Annotated in this window: 16 protein-coding genes; 7 read left to right on the top strand and 9 right to left on the bottom strand. The window is 66.2% G+C overall.

All coding sequences use genetic code 11. From position 1 onward, the window contains the following. Positions 1–7: 7 nt before the first annotated feature. The 4 genes from ACVRRC_RS13040 (at position 8) to rarD (ending at position 8,650) form a co-directional block, all read left to right on the top strand. Positions 8–1,693: a methyl-accepting chemotaxis protein gene (locus ACVRRC_RS13040; protein WP_017246296.1), complete on the top strand. Its 1,686-nt coding sequence runs from the start codon at positions 8–10 to the stop codon at positions 1,691–1,693. Positions 1,694–1,937: 244 nt separating this feature from the next. Continuing rightward, positions 1,938–3,542 (top strand): M28 family metallopeptidase, encoded by a 1,605-nt coding sequence (locus ACVRRC_RS13035; protein ID WP_014597352.1) that lies wholly within the window; start codon positions 1,938–1,940, stop codon positions 3,540–3,542. Between the two features lie 106 nt (positions 3,543–3,648). Continuing rightward, complete coding sequence (gene hrpA, locus ACVRRC_RS13030) at positions 3,649–7,725, top strand: ATP-dependent RNA helicase HrpA (protein WP_472997090.1); 4,077 nt, start codon at positions 3,649–3,651, stop codon at positions 7,723–7,725. Positions 7,726–7,756: 31 nt separating this feature from the next. After that, positions 7,757–8,650, top strand: a complete 894-nt coding sequence (rarD, locus tag ACVRRC_RS13025) for an EamA family transporter RarD (RefSeq protein ID WP_041755630.1) — start codon at positions 7,757–7,759, stop codon at positions 8,648–8,650. A gap of 105 nt (positions 8,651–8,755) precedes the next feature. Here rarD and ACVRRC_RS13020 read toward each other — a convergent pair whose 3' ends face one another. The 5 genes from ACVRRC_RS13020 to ACVRRC_RS13000 all read right to left on the bottom strand — a co-directional run bounded on the left by ACVRRC_RS13020 (position 8,756) and on the right by ACVRRC_RS13000 (position 14,590). Beyond that, the gene (locus ACVRRC_RS13020) at positions 8,756–9,595 is read right to left on the bottom strand and encodes an FHA domain-containing protein (RefSeq protein WP_472997089.1); all 840 of its coding nucleotides are present in this window, start codon (positions 9,593–9,595) and stop codon (positions 8,756–8,758) included. 57 nt (positions 9,596–9,652) lie between these two features. Next, the gene (locus ACVRRC_RS13015; RefSeq protein WP_472997088.1) at positions 9,653–11,209 is read right to left on the bottom strand and encodes a protein kinase domain-containing protein; all 1,557 of its coding nucleotides are present in this window, start codon (positions 11,207–11,209) and stop codon (positions 9,653–9,655) included. Positions 11,210–11,227: 18 nt separating this feature from the next. After that, positions 11,228–12,004 (bottom strand): PP2C family protein-serine/threonine phosphatase, encoded by a 777-nt coding sequence (locus tag ACVRRC_RS13010; RefSeq protein WP_014597348.1) that lies wholly within the window; start codon positions 12,002–12,004, stop codon positions 11,228–11,230. A gap of 205 nt (positions 12,005–12,209) precedes the next feature. Further along, positions 12,210–12,941 (bottom strand): TrmH family RNA methyltransferase, encoded by a 732-nt coding sequence (locus ACVRRC_RS13005; protein ID WP_048329659.1) that lies wholly within the window; start codon positions 12,939–12,941, stop codon positions 12,210–12,212. An 11-nt stretch (positions 12,942–12,952) separates the two neighbouring features. Then, positions 12,953–14,590 carry an NAD(P)/FAD-dependent oxidoreductase gene (locus ACVRRC_RS13000; protein ID WP_472997087.1) on the bottom strand — a complete coding sequence of 546 codons (1,638 nt, stop codon included), beginning with the start codon at positions 14,588–14,590 and terminating at the stop codon, positions 12,953–12,955. 246 nt (positions 14,591–14,836) lie between these two features. On the opposite strand from ACVRRC_RS13000, the gene rlmE reads away from it, so the two are divergent. Beyond that, positions 14,837–15,457 (top strand): 23S rRNA (uridine(2552)-2'-O)-methyltransferase RlmE, encoded by a 621-nt coding sequence (rlmE, locus tag ACVRRC_RS12995; protein ID WP_013983571.1) that lies wholly within the window; start codon positions 14,837–14,839, stop codon positions 15,455–15,457. A 431-nt stretch (positions 15,458–15,888) separates the two neighbouring features. After that, positions 15,889–16,728 (top strand): bifunctional allantoicase/(S)-ureidoglycine aminohydrolase, encoded by an 840-nt coding sequence (locus tag ACVRRC_RS12990; RefSeq protein WP_013983570.1) that lies wholly within the window; start codon positions 15,889–15,891, stop codon positions 16,726–16,728. 83 nt (positions 16,729–16,811) lie between these two features. Here the strand turns inward: ACVRRC_RS12990 and ACVRRC_RS12985 are convergent, their stop codons facing one another. The 4 genes from ACVRRC_RS12985 to ACVRRC_RS12970 all read right to left on the bottom strand — a co-directional run bounded on the left by ACVRRC_RS12985 (position 16,812) and on the right by ACVRRC_RS12970 (position 21,374). Then, on the bottom strand, positions 16,812–17,627 hold the full coding sequence (locus ACVRRC_RS12985) for an alpha/beta fold hydrolase (protein WP_472997086.1): 816 nt from the start codon (positions 17,625–17,627) through the stop codon (positions 16,812–16,814). 136 nt (positions 17,628–17,763) lie between these two features. Beyond that, the gene (gene yghX / locus ACVRRC_RS12980; RefSeq protein WP_472997085.1) at positions 17,764–18,651 is read right to left on the bottom strand and encodes a YghX family hydrolase; all 888 of its coding nucleotides are present in this window, start codon (positions 18,649–18,651) and stop codon (positions 17,764–17,766) included. A gap of 109 nt (positions 18,652–18,760) precedes the next feature. Beyond that, positions 18,761–19,768, bottom strand: a complete 1,008-nt coding sequence (locus ACVRRC_RS12975; protein WP_423566588.1) for a ribonuclease Z — start codon at positions 19,766–19,768, stop codon at positions 18,761–18,763. A gap of 70 nt (positions 19,769–19,838) precedes the next feature. Further along, the gene (locus ACVRRC_RS12970; protein WP_472997084.1) at positions 19,839–21,374 is read right to left on the bottom strand and encodes a type IV pilus assembly protein FimV; all 1,536 of its coding nucleotides are present in this window, start codon (positions 21,372–21,374) and stop codon (positions 19,839–19,841) included. A gap of 305 nt (positions 21,375–21,679) precedes the next feature. Here ACVRRC_RS12970 and ACVRRC_RS12965 point away from each other — a divergent pair, with 305 nt between their 5' ends. After that, positions 21,680–22,993 carry a citrate:proton symporter gene (locus ACVRRC_RS12965; RefSeq protein ID WP_192475974.1) on the top strand — a complete coding sequence of 438 codons (1,314 nt, stop codon included), beginning with the start codon at positions 21,680–21,682 and terminating at the stop codon, positions 22,991–22,993. Positions 22,994–23,027 lie beyond the last annotated feature (34 nt).

The raw sequence follows: 23,027 nt of genomic DNA, 5'->3' as shown, positions 1-23,027 counted from the left end.
GATCAGAATGCTCTCGAATCTTCGTTTGCGAATGAAGCTGCTGCTGCTTGCGCTGGGCCCGATTCTCCTGCTGGCCATCCTGCTAAGCGGCATTGCCGTGTACGAGCTGCAGAGCCTCGCCGAGCAACAGGAAGAACACACCCGTAACAGCCTGATCCGGGACCGCCGCGCCGAGCTCAAGCACTACGTCGAGCTGGCGCGCAATGCCATCGGCCCCATCTACGAGCGTTCTGCCGAAGGCGACATGCAGGCGCGCGACCAGGCCGTGGCCATCCTCGAGAAGATGGCCTATGGCAAGGACGGCTATTTCTGGGGCTATGACACCCAGACCGTGCGCATCCTGCAGGGCAACACCAAGGACAAGATCGGCCAGAGCTTCTACGACTACCGCGACCCCAATGGCGTCTATGCCATCCGCGAGCTGGTTCGTGCCGGCCAGGACGGCAGCCATTACGTCGACTACAGCTTCGTGCTGGGTGACAGCAGCGTGCTGGTGCCCAAGGTCGGTTACGCCGAGTTCCTGCCGAAATGGAAGATGGTCTTCGGTACCTCGCTCAACCTCGATGGTGTCGAGCGCGACGTCCAGGCCGCCCGCGCGGAATTCCAGCAGCGCATCGACGGCCTGGTCACCATCATGCTGGTCTCCGCACTGATCCTGCTGGGGCTGATCGCACTGGTCGCCGTGTTCATGAGCAACGCCCTGCTCAGCCCGCTGCTGCTGATCAAGCGCAACCTGGATGACATGGCCCAGGGTGACGGCGACCTGACCCAGCGCCTGCCGATCACCAGTCAGGACGAGCTGGGCGAGCTGGCCACCTCGTTCAATCGTTTCGTCGAGAAGATCCATTCGCTGGTACAGCAGGTCGCCGGCACCACCACCCAGCTGACCGGTCTGGTCGGTGCAGTGGCCAGCCAGGCGCAGCGCTCGGAGCAGGCCATGGCCGACCAGCGCAGCGAAACCGATCAGGTCGCCACGGCGATCAACGAGATGTCTGCCGCCGCCCACGAAGTGGCGATGAGCGCCCAGCGTGCGGCCGAGGCGGCGCGCGAGACCGATCAGCAGGGGGTCGCCGCCAAGCAGGTGGTGGACCAGAGCATTCGCCAGATCCACGAGCTGGTGGGCGAGCTGCGCGGCAGCGGCGAGTCCCTGGAAGGTCTTCAGCAGGACGTGAAAGGCATCGTCGGCGTGCTCGACGTGATCCGCGCCATTGCCGAGCAGACCAACCTGCTGGCGCTCAATGCGGCCATCGAGGCCGCCCGTGCGGGTGAGGCCGGGCGCGGCTTCGCCGTGGTCGCCGACGAAGTTCGCGCGCTGGCCAGCCGCACCCAGCAAAGCACCGGCGAGATCCAGGGCATGATCGACCGCCTGCAGAGCGCCACCTCCAACACCGTCGCCACCATGCTGCGGGCGGGCGAGAAGGGCGAGAGCACCCGTGATCAGGCCAACCAGGCCGGCGCGTCGCTGGATGCGATCTCCGCGCTGATCGGCACCATCAACTCGATGAACGCCCAGATTGCCGCCGCCGCCGAGGAGCAGACCGCGGTGGCCGAGGAGATCAACCGCAGCGTGCACCATATCGCCGATGCGGTGGACGGCGTCGCCAGCGATGCCGCGCAGGGCGCGCAGACCTCTCGCGAGCTCAACGGTCTGGCCGAGCGACTGCAACAACTGGTGGGTCAGTTCCGCATCTGATCACCGCCGCAGGCGGCAGGCGCAATGCCTGTCGCCAAGGCGCGGCATTCGTTGCCGAACGCCTTTGATCTTCAGCGAAGTTCCCTCATCCCGATCAACGGTAATACCGGTGGGCGGTTGCGCCAGAACGAGACGGTGGCCGTTCGGTCTAGCTCCCTATGGCCGCGTCCGCTGATTGCCGTAGGGGACGATGGCGCAAGCCAGGCGGCCTGCCCATCAATCTCGTTGCAAGGATGAGTTACCCATGCACAAGAAAAACAATGCTGTTCGGGTAGTTGCTTCTCTCGCATTGATCGCCAGCAGCGCGGCACTTGCCGCGCCAAAGGCCGATACCGCTCAATTCAACGACTTCTGGACGCCGGCCAAGCCGAATGCGGCGCTGTGTCGTTCGCCGCTGCTGGTCGGCACGCCTGTCGGCCTGCCGCGCTGCATGCAGGCGAGCAACGTCATGAAGCACCTGGAAGCGCTGCAGGATATCGCCACGCTCAATGGAGGCAATCGCGCCTCCGGCCAGCCGGGCTACCAGGCGTCTCTCGACTATGTGCGCAGCCGGCTACAGCGCGCTGGCTATCGCGTCGAGGTGCAGGCGTTTCCCTTCCTCGCCTTCTATCCGGTGAATCCCGGCACACTGAGCGCCGTGGCGCCGCAGACGGTGCAGTATGTCTGGGAAGAGGATTTCGCCTATGCCGACCAGACCGATCCGGGCAACGTCACCGCACCGGTGGTGCCGGTGGATCTGGCGCTCGGCGCCGGCAACACATCTACCAGCGGCTGCGAACCGGAAGACTTCGCCGGCTTCCCGGCGGGCGCCATCGCGCTGATGCAGCGCGGCACCTGTCCGTTCGGGCAGAAGGCGACGAATGCCGCCGCAGCCGGCGCGGCCGGAGCCATCATCTTCAATCAGGGCGACACCGAGGACCGCAAGGGCCTGCTGGTCGCCACGCTGGGCGAGGACTATGCGGGCGGCATTCCGGTGCTGTTCTCGACCTACGACAACGGCGTGGCCTGGTCGCAGACCGCCGGGCTGCAGCTGAGCATGAACGTCGACGTGGTGCGCGAGCAGACCGAGACCTACAACCTGCTGGCCGAAACGCGGCGGGGTGATCCGAGCAACGTGGTGATGGTCGGCGCGCACCTGGATTCGGTGTTCGAAGGCGCGGGCATCAACGACAACGGTTCCGGCAGTGCGGCGCTGCTAGAGATGGCGCTGCTGATGAGCAAGGCGCGGCCGGAGAACAAGGTTCGCTTTGCCTGGTGGGGCGCGGAGGAGTCGGGGCTGGTGGGCTCGACCTACTACGTCAACCAGCTGCCGGACGAACAGAAGCAGCGCATCAAGGCCTACCTGAACGTCGACATGATCGGCTCGCCGAACTACGCCAACTTCATCTATGACGGCGACGGCTCGGATTTCGGCCTGCAGGGTCCGCCCGGCTCGGCTGCCATCGAGCGACTGCTGCGCACCTACTTCAAGCTGCGCAACGCCCCGTCGGAGGGCACCGAGATTGACTTCCGCTCCGACTATGCGCAGTTCTTCGAGGACGGCATCGCCTTCGGCGGGCTGTTCACTGGTGCCGAGGACATCAAGACCGAGGAGCAGGCGCAGCGTTATGGCGGAACGGCCGGGCAGTCGTTCGATCAGTGCTACCACACGCCATGCGACAACCTCGGCAACATATCCATCGAGGCGCTGGAGCTGCACGGCGATGCACTGGCCTTCGCCACCAGCTGGCTGTCGCTGTCTACCAAGATGATCGATGACGAGATCGCCGCGGCGGCCGAGCAGAGCATCGGCACCATGCGCATCCAGCAGGTGCAGGAGAAGTCGCGCTGGGGTCACTGGATCCGTTGATCGCCTGAATACCGCGCCGGTTCGCCGGCGCGGTCCCCCTTTTCCTACGGTCGGCCCGGCAAATCTGCGACAATCGCGCCCTTCACGAAATTGCCCACGGCTGTCCATGACCGACGCAACGCCCGCTATCGATACCCTGCTGAAGAACCTAGACCAGGCCCTGTTCGCGGATCGCCACCGCCTGCGTCGTCAGCTGCACGAGCTGAGAAAGCAACCGGACGAAGCCAGGCTCGCCCAGTGGCTGGAGCGCTTCCAGGCGTCCGCCGCCAAGGTCGAGGCGCGCCGGCAAAGCGTGCCGCGCATCCGCTACGACGACAGCCTGCCGATCGCCGCCAAGCGCGACGAGATCAAGGCCGCGCTGGAAAAGCATCAGGTGCTGGTGATCGCCGGTGAGACCGGCTCGGGGAAGACCACCCAGCTGCCGAAGATCTGTCTGGAGATCGGCCGGGGCGTACACGGGCTGATCGGCCATACCCAACCGCGGCGCCTGGCCGCGCGCAGCGTCGCCACCCGCGTCGCCGAGGAGCTCGGCGCGCCGCTGGGCGAGTTGGTGGGCTATCAGGTGCGCTTCGAGGACCAGAGTACCGAGCGCACGCTGATCAAGCTGATGACCGACGGCATCCTGCTGGCGGAGACGCAGCATGATCGCTTTCTGGAGAAGTACGACACGATCATCGTCGACGAGGCCCATGAGCGTTCGCTGAATATCGACTTCCTGCTGGGCTTCCTCAAGACGCTGCTGCCACGCCGGCCGGATCTGAAGGTGATCATCACCTCGGCGACCATCGACCTGGAGCGCTTTTCCGAGCACTTCGACGGTGCACCCATCGTCGAGGTGTCCGGGCGTACCTACCCGGTGGAAACCTGGTATCGCCCGCTGGCTGCCGAGATCGACGAGGACGGCAACCGCGTCGAGGACGACCTCACCGTCGACCAGGGCATCCTCGCTGCACTGGACGAGATTGCCGCCCACGAGCGCAGCGTTGGCCAGCGCCCCGGCGACGTGCTGGTGTTCCTGCCCGGCGAACGCGAGATTCGCGACGCCGCCGAGGTGTTGCGCAAGGCCAATCTGAAATTCACCGAGGTGCTGCCGCTGTATGCGCGCCTGACGCCGGTCGAGCAGCAGAAAATCTTCCAGCCGCGCCCGGGGCGCAAGATCGTGCTGGCCACCAACGTCGCCGAGACTTCGCTGACCGTACCGGGCATCCGCTACGTGATCGATTCCGGCACCGCCCGCATCAGTCGCTACAGCTACCGCGCCAAGGTTCAGCGCCTGCCGATCGAGGCGGTGTCCCAGGCCAGCGCCAACCAGCGCAAGGGTCGCTGCGGGCGGGTCGAGCCGGGTATCTGCATTCGGCTGTACAGCGAGGAGGATTTCCTCGGCCGCCCGGCATTCACCGACCCGGAGATCCTGCGCACCAACCTTGCCGCGGTGATCCTGCAGATGCTGCATCTGCGCCTGGGCGACATTCAGGATTTCCCCTTTATCGAGCCGCCGGATGGCAAGGCCATCAGCGACGGCTTCAACCTCCTGCAGGAGCTTTCGGCGGTCAACCGCGAGAACCAGCTGACGCCGCTGGGACGTCAGCTGGCGCGGCTGCCGATCGACCCGCGCCTGGGCCGCATGCTGCTCGAAGCCGCGCAGCAGGGCAGTCTGGCCGAGGTGCTGATCGTGGCCAGCGCGCTGTCGGTGCAGGATGTGCGCGAGCGCCCGGCCGACCGCCAGCAGGCCGCCGACCAGGCCCATGCGCAATGGAAGGACCCGGACTCGGACTTCGCCGCACTGATCAACCTCTGGCGCGGCTTCGAGGAGCAACGCCAGGCGCTGGGCTCCAATGCGCTGCGCAGCTGGTGCCGAAAGAACTTCCTCAACTATCTGCGTCTTCGCGAGTGGCGCGATGCCCATCGCCAGCTGACGCTGATCGCCCGCGAACTCAAGCTCGGTGCCCCGGCGGACAGTCGCGACCAAGGTCGTCCCCAGAAGGGCGAACCCCGTGGCAGCGCTCTCGACCGCGGAAAGACCGCAGCAGCGCCATCGGCCGAGGCCCCCGCACCGACCAAGGACAACAAGGTCAACGCCATCGTCCGCCAGCAGGTCGAAGCCAGCGAGGGCGCGCAGAAGGCCAAGAGCTATGCCGCGGTGCACAAGGCCATCCTCGCCGGCCTGCTCAGCCAGATCGGCAACAAGACCGAGGAGGGTGACTTCCTCGGCGCCCGCCAGCGGCGCTTCTGGGTGCATCCCGGAAGCAGCATCGGACGCAAGAAGCCCAACTGGCTGATGGCCGCGGAACTCGTGGAAACCACCAAGCTGTTCGCGCGCATGGTCGCCAAGATCGAACCGGACTGGATCGAGCCGCTGGCCGGCCACCTGGTCAAGAAGAACCACTTCGAGCCGCACTGGGAGAAGAAGCGCGGCCAGGTGGTGGCCTACGAACAGGTAACGCTCTACGGGCTGATCGTGGTCGGCCGCCGCCCGGTGCACTACGGGCCCATCGACCCGCCGGCGGCGCGCGAGCTGTTCATCCGCGAAGGCCTGGTGCGTGGCGAGATCAACAGCCGTGCCCGCGCGCTGACAGCCAACCGCGAGCTGCTCGAGCGCATGGACGAGCTGGAGGCCAAGGCGCGGCGGCGCGACATCCTTGCCGACGAGGAAACCCTGTTCGGTTACTACGATGCGCGCCTGCCAGCGGACATCTACCAGACCGCCAGCTTCGAGAACTGGTACAAGCGCGAGAGCCAGAAGAACCCGCAGCTCCTGATCATGCGCGAGGAGGACGTGCTCGCCCGCGAGGCCAGCGAGGTCACCGCCGCGCAGTATCCGGACCACCTGCGCATCGGCGAACTGCAGTTGCCGCTGGAATACCACTTCGAACCCAACCACCCGCGCGACGGCGTAACCCTGCGCGTGCCGGCGCCGCTGTTGCCGCAACTGCGGCGCGAACGGCTCGACTGGCTGGTGCCGGGGCTTATCGAGGCCAAGGCGGTCGCACTGGTGCGCGGCCTGCCCAAGGCGATCCGCAAGAACTTCGTGCCGGTGCCGGACTTCGTCGGGGCGGCGCTGGCCAAGATCAGCTTCGGCGAAGGGGCGTTATCCGAGGCGCTGGGTCGTGAACTCACCCGCATGACCGGCGCCCGAGTGCCGGATGAGGCATGGGCCGAGGCCGCCGCCGGGCTGGAGAACCACCTGAAGATGAACATCGAGGTGGTCGATGCGCGCGGCAAGTTCCTCGGTGAAGGACGTGACCTGGCTGAACTCACGGCACGCTTCGCCGAGGCCAGCCAGGCGGCCCTGGCGCCGTCCCAGCAGAAGGCCGAGCAGAAACCGGTCGAGGCCAAGGGTTTTGCCCAGGTCGCAGAAAAGGCTCAGGCAAAGATGGCCGGCTTGTCGATGACGGTCTATCCGGCGCTGGTGGAAGAGGCTGGGGTGGTCAAGGAAGGGCGCTTCCCGACCCAGGCCGAGGCCGAGTGGCAGCACCGTCGCGCCCTGCAGCGCCTCTTGCTGCAGCAGCTGGCGGAGCCGGCCAAGTACCTGCGCAACAGGCTGCCGGGTCTTACCGAGCTCGGCCTGCTCTACCGTGACATGGGCAAGGTCGATGCGCTGGTCGAGGACATCCTGCTGGCCAGCCTGGACAGCTGCATTCTCGATGGCGAGGCCGCGCTGCCGCGTGACGGTGCGGCGCTGGCGTCACTGGCCGAGCGCAAGCGTGGCGACTGGACCGCCCACGCCGAGCGCCTGGCGCGGCTGACGCTGGAAATCCTCAAGCACTGGCACGGCCTGCAGAAGCGCTTCAAGGGCAAGATCGATCTGGCCCAGGCGGTGGCGCTCAACGACATCAAGGCGCAGCTCGCCCATCTGGTCTATCCGGGCTTCGTCCGTGAGACGCCGGCCGAGTGGCTGAAGGAGTACCCCCGTTACCTCAAGGCCGTCGAGCAGCGCTTCGACAAGATTGGCGCGCAGTTGCAGCGCGACCGCGTCTGGTCCGGCGAACTGGGCGGCTACTGGGAGCAATACCAGGCGCGGCTGAACAAGCACCAGCAGGAAGGCAAGCGCGATCCGCAGCTGGCGCTCTATCGCTGGATGCTCGAGGAATATCGCGTCTCGCTCTGGGCACAGCAGCTGGGCACGAAGGTGCCGGTATCCGACAAGCGCCTGAACAAGCAATGGAGCCAGGTCGAGCCCTGAGTTCGGGGTGGCCTTTCATCTGGATCGAGCCATGTACAGCCACAACAGCCTGCCGGGCGTGGCCAGTTCGCTCGGCGCCTCGGCGCTGTTCGCCACGCTGTACTACTACACCACGCTGCTCGAGCCGCTGGACGGCCAGCAGGTCTACGGCTGGCGGATCCTGCTGACCGCACCCTGTCTGGCACTGCTGCTGATCGCCATCGGCCGCTGGGGCGAGGTACGGCAGATTCTTGCGCGCTTGCCCGCCGAGCCGCGGCTGTGGCTGGCGCTGCCATTGTCTTCCGCGCTGGTCGGGCTGCAGCTGTGGCTGTTCATGTGGGCGCCCATCAACGGTCACGGGCTGGATGTCTCGCTGGGCTACTTCCTGCTACCGCTGACCCTGGTGCTCACCGGGCGGCTGCTGTTCGGCGAGGCCATCAGCCGGCTGCAGGGCCTGGCCTGCCTGCTCGCGGCGATCGGAGTCGGCAACGAAATGCTGGGCGCCGCGTCGCTGTCCTGGCCGGTACTGGCGGTCGCGCTCGGCTATCCGTGCTACTTCGCGCTGCGCCGCAGGATGGGCACCGCCAATCTTGGCGGTCTCTGGCTGGACCTGGTGATCAGCCTGCCCGTCGCCGCAATGTTTGCCGTCTCCGACCGCGACACCTTGCAGCTGCTGAGCGCCAGCCCGCGGCTGCTGGTGCTGATCGCCGGCCTCGGTGCGCTCAGCGCGTTGGCCCTGGCGCTGATGATCGTCGCCGGCAAACACCTGAACCTGACCCTGTTCGGCCTGCTCAGCTATGTCGAGCCGGTATTGCTGGTGGTCGTGGCCCTGCTGCTCGGAGAAAGCATCGCTGCGTCGCAATGGCTGACCTATGGCGCAATCTGGTCGGCCATCGCCGTGCTGGTGCTGGAAGGCGCGCGGGCACTGCGGCGTGCCCGGAGGTAGCGCCGGTGCGCTACGCCGAGCCGGGGGCAGTGGCTGCGAGCTGACCGGGCGCAGGGCGGAAAAGCTGCGTAGCGGTTTGCACCGGACCTGGCTCGCGGGCGGTCGTTAGACGAGCTGCTGCACCGCCAGCCCGACGACCACCGCCAGCGCCAGCGCACCTACCAGCCAGATCAGGCGGTTCGATCTGCGAGGGCTTTCGGCGGCTGTGGTCGTGGTCGCCGCCGCGACATGCAGCGGGTTCGGCGTAGCCGGACGCGGGCGCGCGGGCTTGGGCTGAGGCGCGGGCAGATCGGCGGCGCGAACGAATACCGTGGCGTCCTCGTCGACGACTTCCGGCGCACTGACCTTGGGCCCGATCACCAGCAGGGTGGTGTTGCCCAGCTGAATCTGATCGCCCGGCTGCAGCACCGCGGTGCTGACCTTCTGCCGGTTGACCAGCACGCCGTTGGCCGAGGCGAGGTCCTTCACCTCCAGCACGTCGCCCTTGAGAAAGAATTCGGCATGGCGGCGCGACAGCTCGGCATCGCTGAAGCAGAGCTCGCACTTCACCGAGCGGCCGAAGGTCATGGAGCCGGTGATGTGATACTTGTGCCCCTGGTTCTCGCCCTTCACCACCTGCAACAGCCAGCGCGGTGCCGCGGCCACCTTGGCGCCGACCTTGGCCGGATCGACGATCTGCAGCTCGAGCGTGCCCAGCCGGAGGCGGTCGCCGGAGCGGATCTGGTAGCGCTCGCCGACCTTCTCGTCGTTGACATAGGTGCCGCCGGCAGTTCCCAGGTCGGTGAGGTAGTAGAAGCGGTTTTCCAGCAGCAGTTCGGCATGGAACGGTTCTATCCCGGCATCGCTCACGACCAGTTTGTTGCTGCGGTCGGAGCCGAGGGTGAAACGTTCATCGGCCAGCCAGACGGGGCTCTGGCGATTGTCAACGAAATGAATCCTGAGCATGTCTGAACAACCCTGAGCAGAGTGGCGATCGGGCCCGGACCGGGCAATCGCCTGTGTTTATTGGTTGAAGATCCGGTTCCACAGGCGCTTGACCGGGTTGGCCGGCGCCTGGGACGTCTGGGTGGTGGCTGGTGTGGTGCGTGGCGCGCTGGCTGCGGTGCGCGCTACCGGACGCGGTGCGCGGGCCTTGGCGACCCGTCGCGCATGGGCGTCGTGCAGCGCGAGCAGCGGCGCGTATTGCGGCGCGGCCTCCAGACCCTGCTGGATGTATTCCAGTGCCAGGGCGTACTCGCGCCGGTCATAGGCCGCTTCGGCAAGCTCGACATAGCGTTCGCTGACGCGCGCCAGCCCGTCCAGCGCGGCCTGGTTGTCCGGCAGCCAGCCCAGCACGCGCTGGTAGTAATGCACGGCGCTGTCTTCGGCCGGCTCCAGCAGCTGATCGCTGGCCAGCCGCTGCGCCGCCAGCTCCAGGGCTTCGGCGATGCGCGCATCGAGCACGCGGCGCAGGCCATCGAGCGCTTCGGCGTTGTCGGCATCCAGGCGCAGGGCCTGACGGAAATAGAAGTCGGCGTTATCGAGCGCTGGCGTGGTCAGCTGACCGGCGGCCAGCCGCGACTCGGCGCGGCCGAGCAGGTCGCTGATACGGCTGTACTGCCACCACTGGTAACCGCCGAACCCCAGGACGGCCACCGTGGCCACCATGGTGGCGCCGATCGCCGCCCAGCGGCCGAGGCCGCGCCCGCGACGCCGGCGACGGCGGCTGGGCTTGGCTTCGAGGGTGATCGCCGGCGCGATGCGCGTCTGGTCCATGTCCGGCTCGGTGAGAGTGTCGATAGCGGCCAGCAGTTCGCGACAGCTGGCGAAGCGCTGGTCCGGTTGCTTGGCCAGCATGCGGTCGAGCAGAGGCTGGTAGGGCGCCAGCGCCGGTGGCAACTGCGGCAGTGGCATCTGCACGTGGTTGAGCACGGTTTGCGGATAGCTGCTGGCGCGAAACGGGTTGGTCCCGGTGAGCATCTCGGCAAGGATCACGCCGAGGCTGTAGATGTCGCTGCGGGCGTCCAGTGGCAGGCACTGGGCCTGTTCCGGGCTGCTGTAGGCCGGGCTGCCGACGGCGATACCGAAATGCGTGAGCTCGTTGTCCAGTTCCACCGCCTTGGCCACACCGAAGTCGGTGAGCACCACGCTGCCATCGTCGCGAAAGAGGATGTTGGCCGGCTTCACGTCGCGGTGGACCAGCCCGCCGTCATGCACCACCGCGAGGCCGCCGGCCAGCTGGCGAATGATGTCCAGAGCCCGCGACGGCGAGAAAACGATGCCGCGATGCTGCGCCAGGTCGCCGCCGCCGAGGTATTCCATGGCCAGGTAATGGCGGCCATCGGCGATCTGGCCGATGTCGTGGATAGTGATGATGGCTGGATGGCGCAGCGAGGCGACGATGTGGCCTTCCTGGATGAAGCGTTCAGTAAAGGCCGCATCCTCGGTGCGCAGCAGCACCTTGACTGCCACCTCGCGATCCAGGGACAGCTGGGTGGCGAGGTAGACCTCCGCCATGCCGCCCTTGCCGAGTCGTTTGTGCAGGCGATAGCCGGGAATTTCTAGCATCCGATGCGTCATGGATAAGCTCGTGCCTGGTTACGACTTGAGGGGTTTCAACAGCATGTTGATGAAGCGGCGGCCGCGCGATTCGGTCGCCTGGGGTTGCGCGGTACGGCCGATCACGATGCAGGAAATGTTATCGCGACCGCCATGCGCATTGGCCTGCTCGATCAACTGTTCCACCAGGTTTTCCAGCGTGTCGGCAAAGGTGCAGCTGGCCTGGATCTGCGCATCGGTCAGCTCGTTGGTCAGGCCGTCGCTGCACAGCAGCAGCAGCTCGTCAGGCTTCAGGCTGCCAGCGGCGATGCCCACCTCCAACGGCGTCTCGCGGCCCAGGCAGCGCAGGATGATATTGCGCCAGGCGTGGCCCTGGGCAGCGGCGGGTTCGAGCTCGCCGGCGTCGATCATCATCTGCACCCAGCTGTGGTCGCGGGTGAGCTGTGCGATGCCGTCGGCGCTGACCAGATAGGCGCGGCTGTCACCGACCCAGGCCAGTTCGAAATCGCTGCCGTTGAAATGCGCGGCCACCAGCGTGGTGCCCATGCCGTCATCGGTGGCGGCTTCCAGCACCGCCTGGTTGGCCAGATGGACCGCCGTTTCCAGCGGTTCGCCATCCTCCACGGCCTGACGCAAGGCCACCAGGGCCAGGCTGCTGGCCACCTCGCCGCACTGATGCCCACCCATACCGTCGGCGATCGCCCAGAGTCCCAGCGTCGGCGCGCAGAGCAGCGCGTCTTCGTTATGGCTGCGCCTGCGCCCGGGCGAACTGTTTCCGGCGTAGTCCAGCAAGGAGTCGGAGAGGGTAGGTTGCATGCGTGGGCCCGCTGCGGCATGACATCGAGCGAGCATGATGCGTTGGGCCCGGGAGGCTGTCATCGGCTGGCAGCGGGGCAAGCGCAAAACTGTTAACTCGCGCAAAGGGGGGCAATGTCCCGCAGCCTGTGTTCCGGCTTTCGCGGCCCGCTGATCGGGCGGCTTTGCCTGATCGACGGAACGCGAAGGAGGCGTTTCGAAAGCGCTATCGGCTGAGCTCGTACGCACACATGTTGACCGTGGCGGCCAGATTCAGCGATTCGATGGCGCCGCAACCGGGGATGGTGAATGGCCGGGCGCCGAGTGCATTCAGCTGGTCGCGGGGCACGCCGCGGGCTTCATTGCCGAACAGGTAGCATTCGAAGGTTGTGAAAGCCGTCGATTGCACAGGCTCACCCTGCATATCCAGGCAGGCGATGCGGGCAAAGCGCGTGCGCAACGAATCCAGCGCCACATCCAGTTCCATCGGCGCATGGAAGATGGCGCCCATGCTCGAGCGCACGACCTTGGGGTTGTACGGGTCGACGCTGCCGGGGCTGAGCAGACAGCGGAAATTGCCGAACCAGGCCAGCGTGCGCAGGATGGTGCCGAGGTTGCCCGGGTCCTGGATTTCATGCAGGTAGATGGCGCGTTCGCCCGCGACGGGTGCAGCGATCGACGCGCCTGTCGCTGGCATCGGCACCAGTGCCACGATGCCTTGCGGGGTCTTGGTATCGGCGATCTGCGCCATCTGGCGGTCACTGATCAGGTGGGTCTTGAATGGGCTCTGCCATTGTTCGTAGGCATTGGTCACATACAGCTCGCTGCGCTGCAGCAGCGGGTTGAGCAGGGCCGCTTTCTGCAGCTCCAGCACCAGATGCTCGCCCTCCACCAGAAAACGCCCGAACTCGGCCCGGTACTTTTTCTGGTGCAGCTTTTTGATGTCGTCGAATTTCATCAAGGCGGCGCTCAGTGGCTCTGCACGGCGGTCTGCCCCGCTTCCGCCAGCATCGCCTTGGCCAGCGCCTCGGCGACCTTGATGCCGTCCACGCCTGCCGAGAGGATGCCACCGGCGTAGCCCGCGCCTTCGCCGGCCGGATACAGGCCGCGCAGGTTGAGGCTCTGCAGTGTTTCGCTGTCGCGGGTGATGCGTACCGGCGAGGAGGTGCGGGTCTCGATGCCGGTGAGCACCGCGTCAGCGCGATCGAACCCGCGGATCTGCTTGCCGAAGGCCGGCAGCGCTTCGCGGATCGCCTCGATGGCATATTCCGGCAGCGAGGGCGCCAGATCGCCCAGGCGCACGCCCGGTTTGTAGGACGGCTCGACCTCGCCGAACTCGGTCGACGGCACGCCGCGAATGAAGTCGCCCACCAGTTGCCCGGGCGCGCAGTAGTCGCTGCCGCCCAGCTCGTAGGCGCGCGATTCCAGACGCTCCTGCAGCTCCACGCCGGCCAGCGCATCACCGGGGAAATCCTGCTCTGGGTTGATGCCGACGACGATGCCAGCGTTGGCATTGCGCTCGTTGCGCGAGTACTGGCTCATGCCGTTGGTCACCACGCGTCCCGGCTCCGACGTGGCGGCCACCACGGTGCCGCCCGGGCACATGCAGAAGCTGTAGACCGCGCGGCCGTTCTTGGCGTGGTACACCAGTTTGTAGTCCGCGGCGCCCAGCTCCGGATGGCCGGCGTACTTGCCCAGACGGGCCTGGTCGATCATGCCCTGCGGATGCTCGATGCGGAAACCGATGGCAAACGGCTTGGCTTCGATATGCACGCCCTGGCGATGCAGCATACGGAAGGTGTCGCGGGAGCTGTGACCCAGGGCCAGCACTACATGGCGGCTGCGAAGTGTCTCGCCATTGGCCAGCACCACGCCTTCGAGCTGGCCATCGTCGATCACGAGATCGGTGACCCTGGTCTCGAAGCGTACCTCGCCGCCGAGGGCGATGATTTCCTCGCGCATCGCGGCAACCACGCCGGTAAGGCGGAAGGTGCCGATATGCGGCTTGCTGACGTACATGATCTCTTCCGGCGCGCCGGCGCGGACGAATTCGTGCATCACCTTGCGGGCGTAGAACTTCGGATCCTTGATCTGGCTGTAGAGCTTGCCGTCGGAGAACAGACCGGCACCGCCTTCGCCGAATTGCACGTTGGATTCCGGCGTCAGGGTCTTCTTGCGCCACAGCGCCCAGGTGTCCTTGGTGCGGCGGCGCACATCCTTGCCGCGCTCCAGCACGATGGGCTTGAAGCCCATCTGTGCGAGCAGCAGCGCGGCGAACAGCCCACAGGGGCCGAAGCCTACCACCAGCGGCCGCTCGGTCAGATTGGCCGGAGCCTGGCCGACCGGGTAGTAGCGGGTATCCGGCGCCGGGCGCACGTGGTTGTCGTCGGCAAAGCGCGCCAGGACTGCCGCCTCGTCACGAACCTCGACGTCGAGGATGTAGATGAACAGGATGACGCTGTTCTTCTTGCGCGCATCGTAGCTGCGCTTGAACACGCTGAAGTTCAGCAGGTCGGCGTCACTGATGTTCAGACGCTTGACGATGGCCTCGCGCAGCGCATCGGCGGGATGATCGAGGGGCAGGGACAGTTCGGTGATGCGAATCATGGCAGTAATCCTGGCCGGTGACTCCGGCAGAGGAAGCAACGAGAGGGGGGCGTGAGGCGCGGATTGTACCGGCGGCAAGCACGCCTGTCAGGCGGCGCTTACGCGGTTCCCCCGGGGCAGGTGCTGCGCCCGGCGCCCGCGGCCCGGCATTATCGGCTTATAATCGCCGCCAATTTGCCCGACAGTTGCGCAGGGTCCTGCCTGTTGGCGCGCGTCTTACCTTGATTCTCCGTGGTTGGCTCTATCATGAAACGATCCAAAAGCAGCCGTCGTTGGCTGGATGAACACGTCAACGATCCCTTCGTCAAACGCGCGCAGAAGGATGGCTTGCGCTCGCGCTCCAGCTACAAGCTGATCGAGCTGAACGAGAAGGACAAACTGATACGCCCCGGCATGCTGGTCATGGATCTCGGTTCCGCGCCTGGCGGCTGGTCGCAGGTGGCCGGCGGAATCGTCGGCGAGAAGGGCAGGGTGCTGGCCACCGACATCCTGCCGATGGGCGGGCTGGATAACGTCGATTTCGTTCAGGGCGACTTCACCGAGGACGCCGTGTTCCAGCAGATTCTCGACATGCTCGACGGCCGGCAACCCGACCTGATCGTGTCCGACATCGCGCCGAACATCAGCGGCGTCGCCGCTGCCGACCAGGCTGCCTCGATGTACCTGGTGGAACTCACCCTCGACATGGTTCGCCAGGTGCTCAAGCCCGGCGGCAATTACGTGGTCAAGGTGTTCCAGGGCGAAGGCTCCGACGAGTTCCTCAAGGACGTGCGCAGCTCGTTCGAGAAGGTGGTGATCCGCAAGCCGGAGGCGTCGCGCCCGCGTTCGCGGGAGGTCTATCTGGTGGCCAAAGGCTTCAAGGGCTAGCGATTCGGCGTCACGCAAAGGTGGGTCCGAAGGCCGGCTGCCGCTGTTGAGCGTTCTGGCGGTGCGGTCTTGAGGAATGCGGATGCGCTTGTCGATCCCTTCTCATCCATGATTTTTCAGTTCCTCGCGTCTCCGCGCCATAGTCGATGGCGTCGAGTCGCGTAGGTAGGCGGCGTAGCCCTTCTTCCCTGGCCATCGGCGGCAACTTCGAAGCTGCCCGGTTGGCCATTCCATCCAGCCAGATGACCACCCCACCAGCGCCGCGGCGAGCTCAGCGCGCCATATGCCATGCCGCGCTACTCGTGGGCATCGGGCGCAGAAAAGATTGTATACAATCTTTGACCATTCACATCTTCCTTGTATACAGTTGGCTTTCCATCCACCCGGCTTGCGGTTGAGTATCGGCAAGCCCTCCATGCACCTGGAGAACCATGGCAAGCACAACGTACTACGTCCCCAAGGGCGGACATCCCGAGCAGACTCAACTGCTGACCGATCGTGCAATGTTCACCGAAGCCTATGCAGTCATTCCCAAGGGCGTGCTGCGCGACATCGTCACCAGCCACTTGCCCTTCTGGGACAACATGCGCATGTGGGTGCTGTCCCGTCCGCTTTCCGGCTTCGCCGAAACCTTTTCCCAGTACATCGTGGAGCTTGGCGCCGGCGGCGGCAGTGACCGGCCGGAGCATGACCCGAACGCCGAGGGCGTGCTGTTCGTCGTGGACGGAGAGTTCTCTCTGACGATCGAGGGAACCCTCTACGACATGCGTCCCGGCAGCTATGCGTTCATACCGCCTGCTGCGAAATGGAGCGTGCGCAATACCGGAGCGGCGCCGGTACGTTTCCACTGGATCCGCAAGGGCTATCAGGCCGTCGAAGGCTTGCCCTACCCGGAGGCCTTCGTGACCAACGAGAACGATATCGAGCCGATCCCCATGCCGGGTACCGATGGCAAATGGGTGACCACGCGCTTCGTCGACATGAGCGACATGCGCCACGACATGCACGTCAACATCGTCACGTTCGAGCCGGGTGCGGTTATCCCCTTCGCTGAAACCCACGTGATGGAACACGGCCTCTACGTCCTGGAAGGCAAGGCGGTGTATCGCTTGAATCAGGATTGGGTCGAGGTCGAGGCGGGCGACTACATGTGGCTGCGCGCGTTCTGTCCGCAGGCCTGCTATTCCGGGGGCCCAGGCAAGTTCCGCTACCTGCTGTACAAGGATGTGAACCGACACATGGACCTGGGTCGTTTCAACCAGCGGGCCTGACCTCCAGTGCCTTCGCCAGCGGCGAAGGCACGCCTGCCTGCCCTCGCGCGGATACGCTCTGCTGCGCCTTTGCGCGCAGCGAGCTAACCGATCCGCTGCAGGAACCGTTCGATCCGCTCCAGCACCTGTTCCGGTTGCTCTCGATGCGGAACATGGCCCACCCCCGAAAGCAGCGCCTGTTCGACCTGACCGCTGGCGTGGTCGGCGATCAGCTGCGGGTGGCGTTCGGAGCCGAACTCATCGTCATCGCCATGGATGGCAAGGCTCGGACAGCCGACTGCAGGCAGCGCGTGGGCCAGCGTCCATGTGGCGAAATCCGGCGCCAGCCAGGTATCGATCCATGCGCTCAGGACCCAGTCACTGCGCTCGCCGTGATAGCGGCGCAGACGTTCGCGTTGCGCGGGGGCGGCGAACCAGGCCCTGGCCTGGCGGATGCCTGTGAGCGTGCGCTGTTCGACGAAGGTTACCGCTGACATCGTGATCATCGCCTGGCAGGCTTCGGGATACCGCGCGGCGCAATGCACGGCCATGCTGCCACCGACGCTGTGTCCGAGCACCACGAAGCGCTCGATACCCAGATGTTGCAGCACGCAGGCGAAGCCATGCGCGGCTTCATCTTCGACGAAAGTCGGCGCGGGTGGGGCAGTCAAGCGGTCGGAGCGGCCGAAGCCCAGCCGGTCATAGGCGACCACTGTTCGGCCTGTGGCATTGGCGAGGGCGGATGGGAAGTCTTTCCATTGTTCGATACAGCCGAGCGACTCGTGTAACAGCAGGATCGGGGCGTGGTTCGGGTGCAGCGCGCCGCGCTCCGGGAACCAGCTGCGGACGAACATCCGGCCGTGGGTGCCGTCGATCCACAGATCGGTCGGGCCGTCGCCGAGCAGGGTGCTGATGGTCATGGCGCTTTCCTGGAGCGGGGCGGAAGGCATAGCTGTACTGTTCTTTTACGTAAACGTCAACATGCGCGGATGAATGTATCGACCATGACGCCTCGGCTCGAACGCACCGGGTGTGGCGACGAAAAGGGCGTCGCGGTCAGCTCAGATGGCGCTGGAACCAGGCAATGGTGCGTTGCCACGCCAGCTCGGCTGCCGGCTCGTCGTAACGCGGCGTGCTGTCGTTGTGAAAGCCGTGGTGGGTGCCGGGGTAGATATAGGCCTCGTAGGGCTTGCCGGCGGCCTTGAGTGCGGCTTCGTAGGCGGGCCAGGTTTCGTTGACGCGCTCGTCCTGTTCGGCGAAATGGAACAGCAGCGGCGCGCGAATCTTCTCCACATCCGCCGGGTCCGCCTGGCGGCCATAGAACGGCACGGCGGCGCCGAGTTCGGGGTAGGCCACCGATGCGGCGTTCGCCACCCCGCCGCCGTAGCAAAAGCCGGTGATGCCGACCTTGTCGCTGGTGGTCTCGTGGGCTATCAGCCATTCGATGGCGGCGAAGAAGTCGTTCATCAGTTTCTGCGGATCGACCTGAACCTGCAGTTCGCGGCCCTTGTCGTCGTTACCGGGGTAGCCGCCGACCGAACTCAGGCCGTCGGGCGCCAGGGCGACGAACCCGGCCTTGGCCGCGCGCCGGGCCACGTCTTCGATATAGGGATTGAGGCCACGGTTCTCGTGCACGACGACGATGCCCGGCACCTTGCCCTCGGCCTTGGCCGGGCGCACCAGATAGGCACGGACCTCGCCGTGGCCTCTGGGCGAGGGATAGCGGACATACTCGGCGACGATGTCGGGGTCGGTAAAGGCGATCTGTTGCGCCAGCGCATAGTTGGGCGTGAGCGCGTCGAGCACGGCGACCGCCGTCATGCTGCACAGGGTGAAGGCGGTGGCGCGGTCGAGGAATTCGCGGCGGTTGAGTTTGCCGTGCACGTAGAAATCGTAGAGCTCGAGCAGTTCGGGGGCGAAGTCTCTGGCAGTCAGACGTTCCATCGGCGGCTCCTTCGGTGGGGCGAAAGATGGCAGGGCGGTTGCGCTGGGTGGCAGCAGCCAGTGTAGACAGCCATGTCAGCACCGGTGCGGTTGCTGACGATTTATCGGTTCAGGCCCTGGATTCGCCGTCGCGGCGCGGCGGGCGCGAAGTGGACGGCGGTTCGACGACCGTCAGCAGACCATCCTTGCCCAGATGCAGGCGCAGGAAATCCTCGGCGAGCAGCAGCTGGCCGGCGTAGAGCGCAGCGGCTTCGGCGCGCAGGTCCTCGATCGAATGGCCGCGGCCGACGTGCTTCTGATAGCGCGCGCTGAAGTGGGTCAGCACCAGGTTGGGCAAACCGACCGCCTGGGCGAAGCGCGCCACGGTGGCGGCCGTGCTGTGGCCGAAGTCGTTGCGGGCGTCGTTGGCCACGGCCTCGGTGTAGGTCGCCTCGTGCACCAGCAGCTGGGCATCCCGGCAGGCTTCGGTCAGCAGGTCGGGACGGTCGTTGTCGCCCCCGACGACGATGCGCCGCGGGCTGCGGCTGAAGCTCAGGTAGTCGTGGCTGCGCAGCACGCGCCCCTCGTGCTCGATGTCGAAGCCGCGCGCCAGCTGGCCCCAGAGCGGGCCGCGCGGCACACCGTCATGTTCCAGACGTTCGATGTCCAGCCGCGGATCGGGGCGCGCCTCGCTGAAGCTGTAGCCGTAGCAGGGCACGCGATGGGACAGCTCGGTCGCCTCGATGCGCATGCTCGGGCTGCGCCATTCGTCCAATGTCTCGACCGCATGGAAGTCCAGCTCGTAGCTCAGCCAGCTCTGACTCATGCTCAGGGTGGCGCGTACCCAGGTCTCGATGCCCTGCGGGGCGATGATCGTCAGCGGCGCCTTGCGCCCCATCATGCCTGCGCTGGCCAGCAGGCCGGGCAGGCCGTAGCAGTGGTCGCCATGCACATGGGTGATGCAGATCGCGCGCAGGTCGTGCAGCGACAGCGGCGTGCGCAGCAGACGATGCTGGGTGCCCTCGCCGCAGTCGATCAGGTACCAGGCCTTGCCGGTCTCTTCCAGCAGTGCCAGCGCGCTGACGTTGCGCGCGCGGGTCGGGGTGCCGGACGAGGTACCGAGAAAGAGCAGGTCCACGGGCATGTTCTCCAGAGGGGGGCTGGCTAGTATGCCGTACGACCGGGGGAGCGGTCCCGGGGTTGCGTCCTCAGGCGCTGCGGGCGAGCTGCTCGTCGATGAAGCGGTCATCGTCGGGGCGGTCCAGCAGGGCAGTCAGCAGACCGCTGGCGCGATTGACCTCACCACGGTCGATGCAGCCGATGGCCTCGTTGAGCCGCTCGCGCCATTGGGCGTCGGTTGCCGGCGCCGGGGCCGACGCGATGCCGATCAGCTCGTCCAGGTCCGTGGGCAGGCTGACGATCATGTCATCCAGCGACGGCATTGGTTGTACCGGTGCCGCAACGGGGGCCGGCATTTGGTCAGCACCGTGGCCAAGGTATTCGTCCATGGTCATTTCCGTCACGACTGGCACCTGGCGCTGGAACGGGTTGATGTCCGGGAAGGACGCTTCCGCCCGCTTCACGCCGGCCGGTCGGGCCTCGACCATGATTGCCGCCGTGGCGGCTGCGCTGGCGCGCCGACGCTGTAGCAGCAGGCCGCCCAGCAGGAACAGCACGGGAAGGGCGAGCAGCCAGGGGCTGGCGAGGCTGTCCGGCTGGACCGTCATAGCGGGCGCGGCAGGCGCGGGAACCGGGGATGCGGGTGCCTGGCGCTCCACGCTGACTTCACGGGGCACTGGCGCCGTGACGACGGCAGACTCCGCGGCGAGCGGGCTGGTCTCGCGTTGCGCCAGGCTCCGCTGTGCTTCGGCGAGCAGGCGATTCTGCGCATCCATCTGCGCCTGCAGGCTCAGCACCTGGGCTTCGAGTTGGCTGAGCACATCCACCAGGCCGCGATCAGCTGTCACTGGCGTCTGCCGCGCGGTGTGCTCGGGAGGAGGTATCGCTGCGTCGGCGGCCACCTCGGTCGTCGGCCTGGGCGTGGCAGGTTGCAGTCCGTCCGGCAGCAGCAGATCGGCGCCGACCCGCAGGCGGTTGCGGTCACCGCCGATGAAGGCGTCCGGGTTGAGTGCGTAGAGGTCGGCCATCAACGCTTCGTGCGAGCCGACAGCACGGCCTGCAAGCCGCTGGGTGATGGCCCAGAGGCTGTCGCCGGGCTGGATGCGATACCGCGTGCCCTGTTCGACCGCAGGCAGCACGCGAGCGTGCGGCGGTTCCACGGGTGGCGCGCTGACGATGGCCGGTGCTTGCGGCTGGGCACGCGGCAGCGCCGGCAGGTCGGGCTGGTACAGTGGCGGGTCGAGCAGCAGGGTGTACTCGCGCAGCAGCTGGCCGCCCGGCAGGCTGAGCTCGACGATGAAGTTCAGGTACGGCTCGTTCACCGGTGCGGCGGAGCTCACGCGGATCCGCTGGTCGCTGCCGTCGAGTGCCGGCACGAAGCTCAGCTTGGCGAGGAAGTCGGGCCGCTCGACTCCGGCGCGGGCAAACACGTCGCTCGGTGCCAGGCGCACCTTGATGTCATCGGCACCCAGTCCGCGCGCGTCAATCAGCTCGATGTCAGCCGTGAGCGGCTCGGCCAGCGCCGAATGCAGACGGATCTCGCCCAGCCCGATGGCGTTGGCCACGGGCGTGTAGCAGGTGGCGAGCAGAAGCAGGGGCCAAACGGCAAGACGAAAGGACGACATAAACATTCCGGGTGCCAGCAGGGCTGTGGCCGACGGCGCCGTGCAAGGCAGCCGGGCCGTGCGGGGGCTTATGGCAATTCGGCCGGCCCGCAGCGGGCGCTGCAATCATCATGGCTCGTATGATGTCATTTTGCTACCCACTTCACAGTTTTCGGATCGGCGGCGGCTGATTCACGCGTGCGACACATCAGCTCACAGATGCCGAGGGCACCCCCGGCACGGCTAAAGGTTGCTGAAAGCTTTGTTTCGTAGCCTCCCGCTCCCCCCGCTGCTTCGGCCGGACAAGAATAAAGAGGAGGTAAGCTGTGTTGACCCTGATTGGTCTGTTGACCATCTGCAGCCTAGTGGTGCTGCTGCTCGTAGGACGGATGGCGCCCATTCTGCCGCTGATTCTCGTACCGCTGGCGGGCGCTTTGCTGGCCGGCTTCGGGCTGGAGGCCATCACCGGGTTCTTCACCGACGGCCTGGGCAAGGTGATCTCCATTGCCACGATGTTCGTCTTCGCCATCACCTTCTTCGGCGTGTTGCAGGACACCGGACTGTTCCGCCCGATCATCGGAACCATGGTGAGGCTGACCCGCGGTAATGTCATCGCCGTGACGGTGGCCACCGCGTTGATCGGCATGCTGGCGCACCTGGACGGCGCGGGCGCGACCACCTTCCTGCTGACCATTCCGGCCCTGCTGCCGCTCTACCGCAAGTTGGGCATGAGCCCTTATCTGATGTTGCTGCTGCTGGCGCTCGGTGCAGGCATCTTCAACATGGTTCCCTGGGCTGGCCCGCTGGGGCGGGCCGCGGCGGTGACCGGTATCGAAGTCACCGAACTGTGGCGGCCGCTGATCGCCATTCAGGGCGTTGGCGTGGTTCTGCTGGTGGCACTCGCCGTCCTGCTTGGTCGGCGGGAGCAGCGGCGTATCGCCTCAGGGGCTGGCGGTGCGGATGCCGGCGTACTGGTCGAAAGCCACCACAGCCTTCACGAACCCACCGAAGAAGAGCGCGCCCTGGAGCGGCCGGGCCGACTCTGGATCAACGGCGGATTGTTCCTGCTGGTGCTGATCTCGCTGTTCGCCGGCGTGCTGCCGGCCGGCTACATCTTCATGATCGGTCTGTCGCTGGTGCTGCTGATCAACTACCCCGGTGGCAAGGCTCAGATGCAACGCATCGCGGCCCATGCGCCCGCCGCCCTGAGCATGGGCATGATCATTCTGGCAGCGGGCTCCATGCTGGGGATATTCACCGGTACGGGCATGCTGACCTCCATCGCCCAGGATCTGGTGCAGGTCCTGCCCGCCTCGGTCGTGCCCAGCCTGCACATCATCCTTGGCGTCTTCGGCCTGCCGATGGAGCTGATGCTGAGCACCGATGCCTATTACTTCGGTCTGCTGCCGGTGACGCTGGAAGTGGTGGCGAACCATGGCGTGGAGCCTGCCAGCGTGGTGTACGCGATGACCATCGGCAACATCATCGGCACCTTCATCAGCCCGTTCTCGCCCGCGCTCTGGCTTGCGCTTGGCCTGGCCGGTCTGGATCTTGGCCGGCACATCCGCTACTCGCTGTGGTGGATGTGGGGCTTCTCGCTGGTGCTGTTCGCCGTGGCCTGGGCGCTGGGGATGTTCTGAGCCCGTTCGCCAGCCGCGCACCGCACTGCAGCCG

It is taken from the genome of Stutzerimonas sp. LR2 (genome assembly GCF_055755175.1).
The sequence above is the reverse complement of the archived record's forward strand: the minus strand, read 5'-3'. Positions and strand labels throughout refer to the sequence as shown.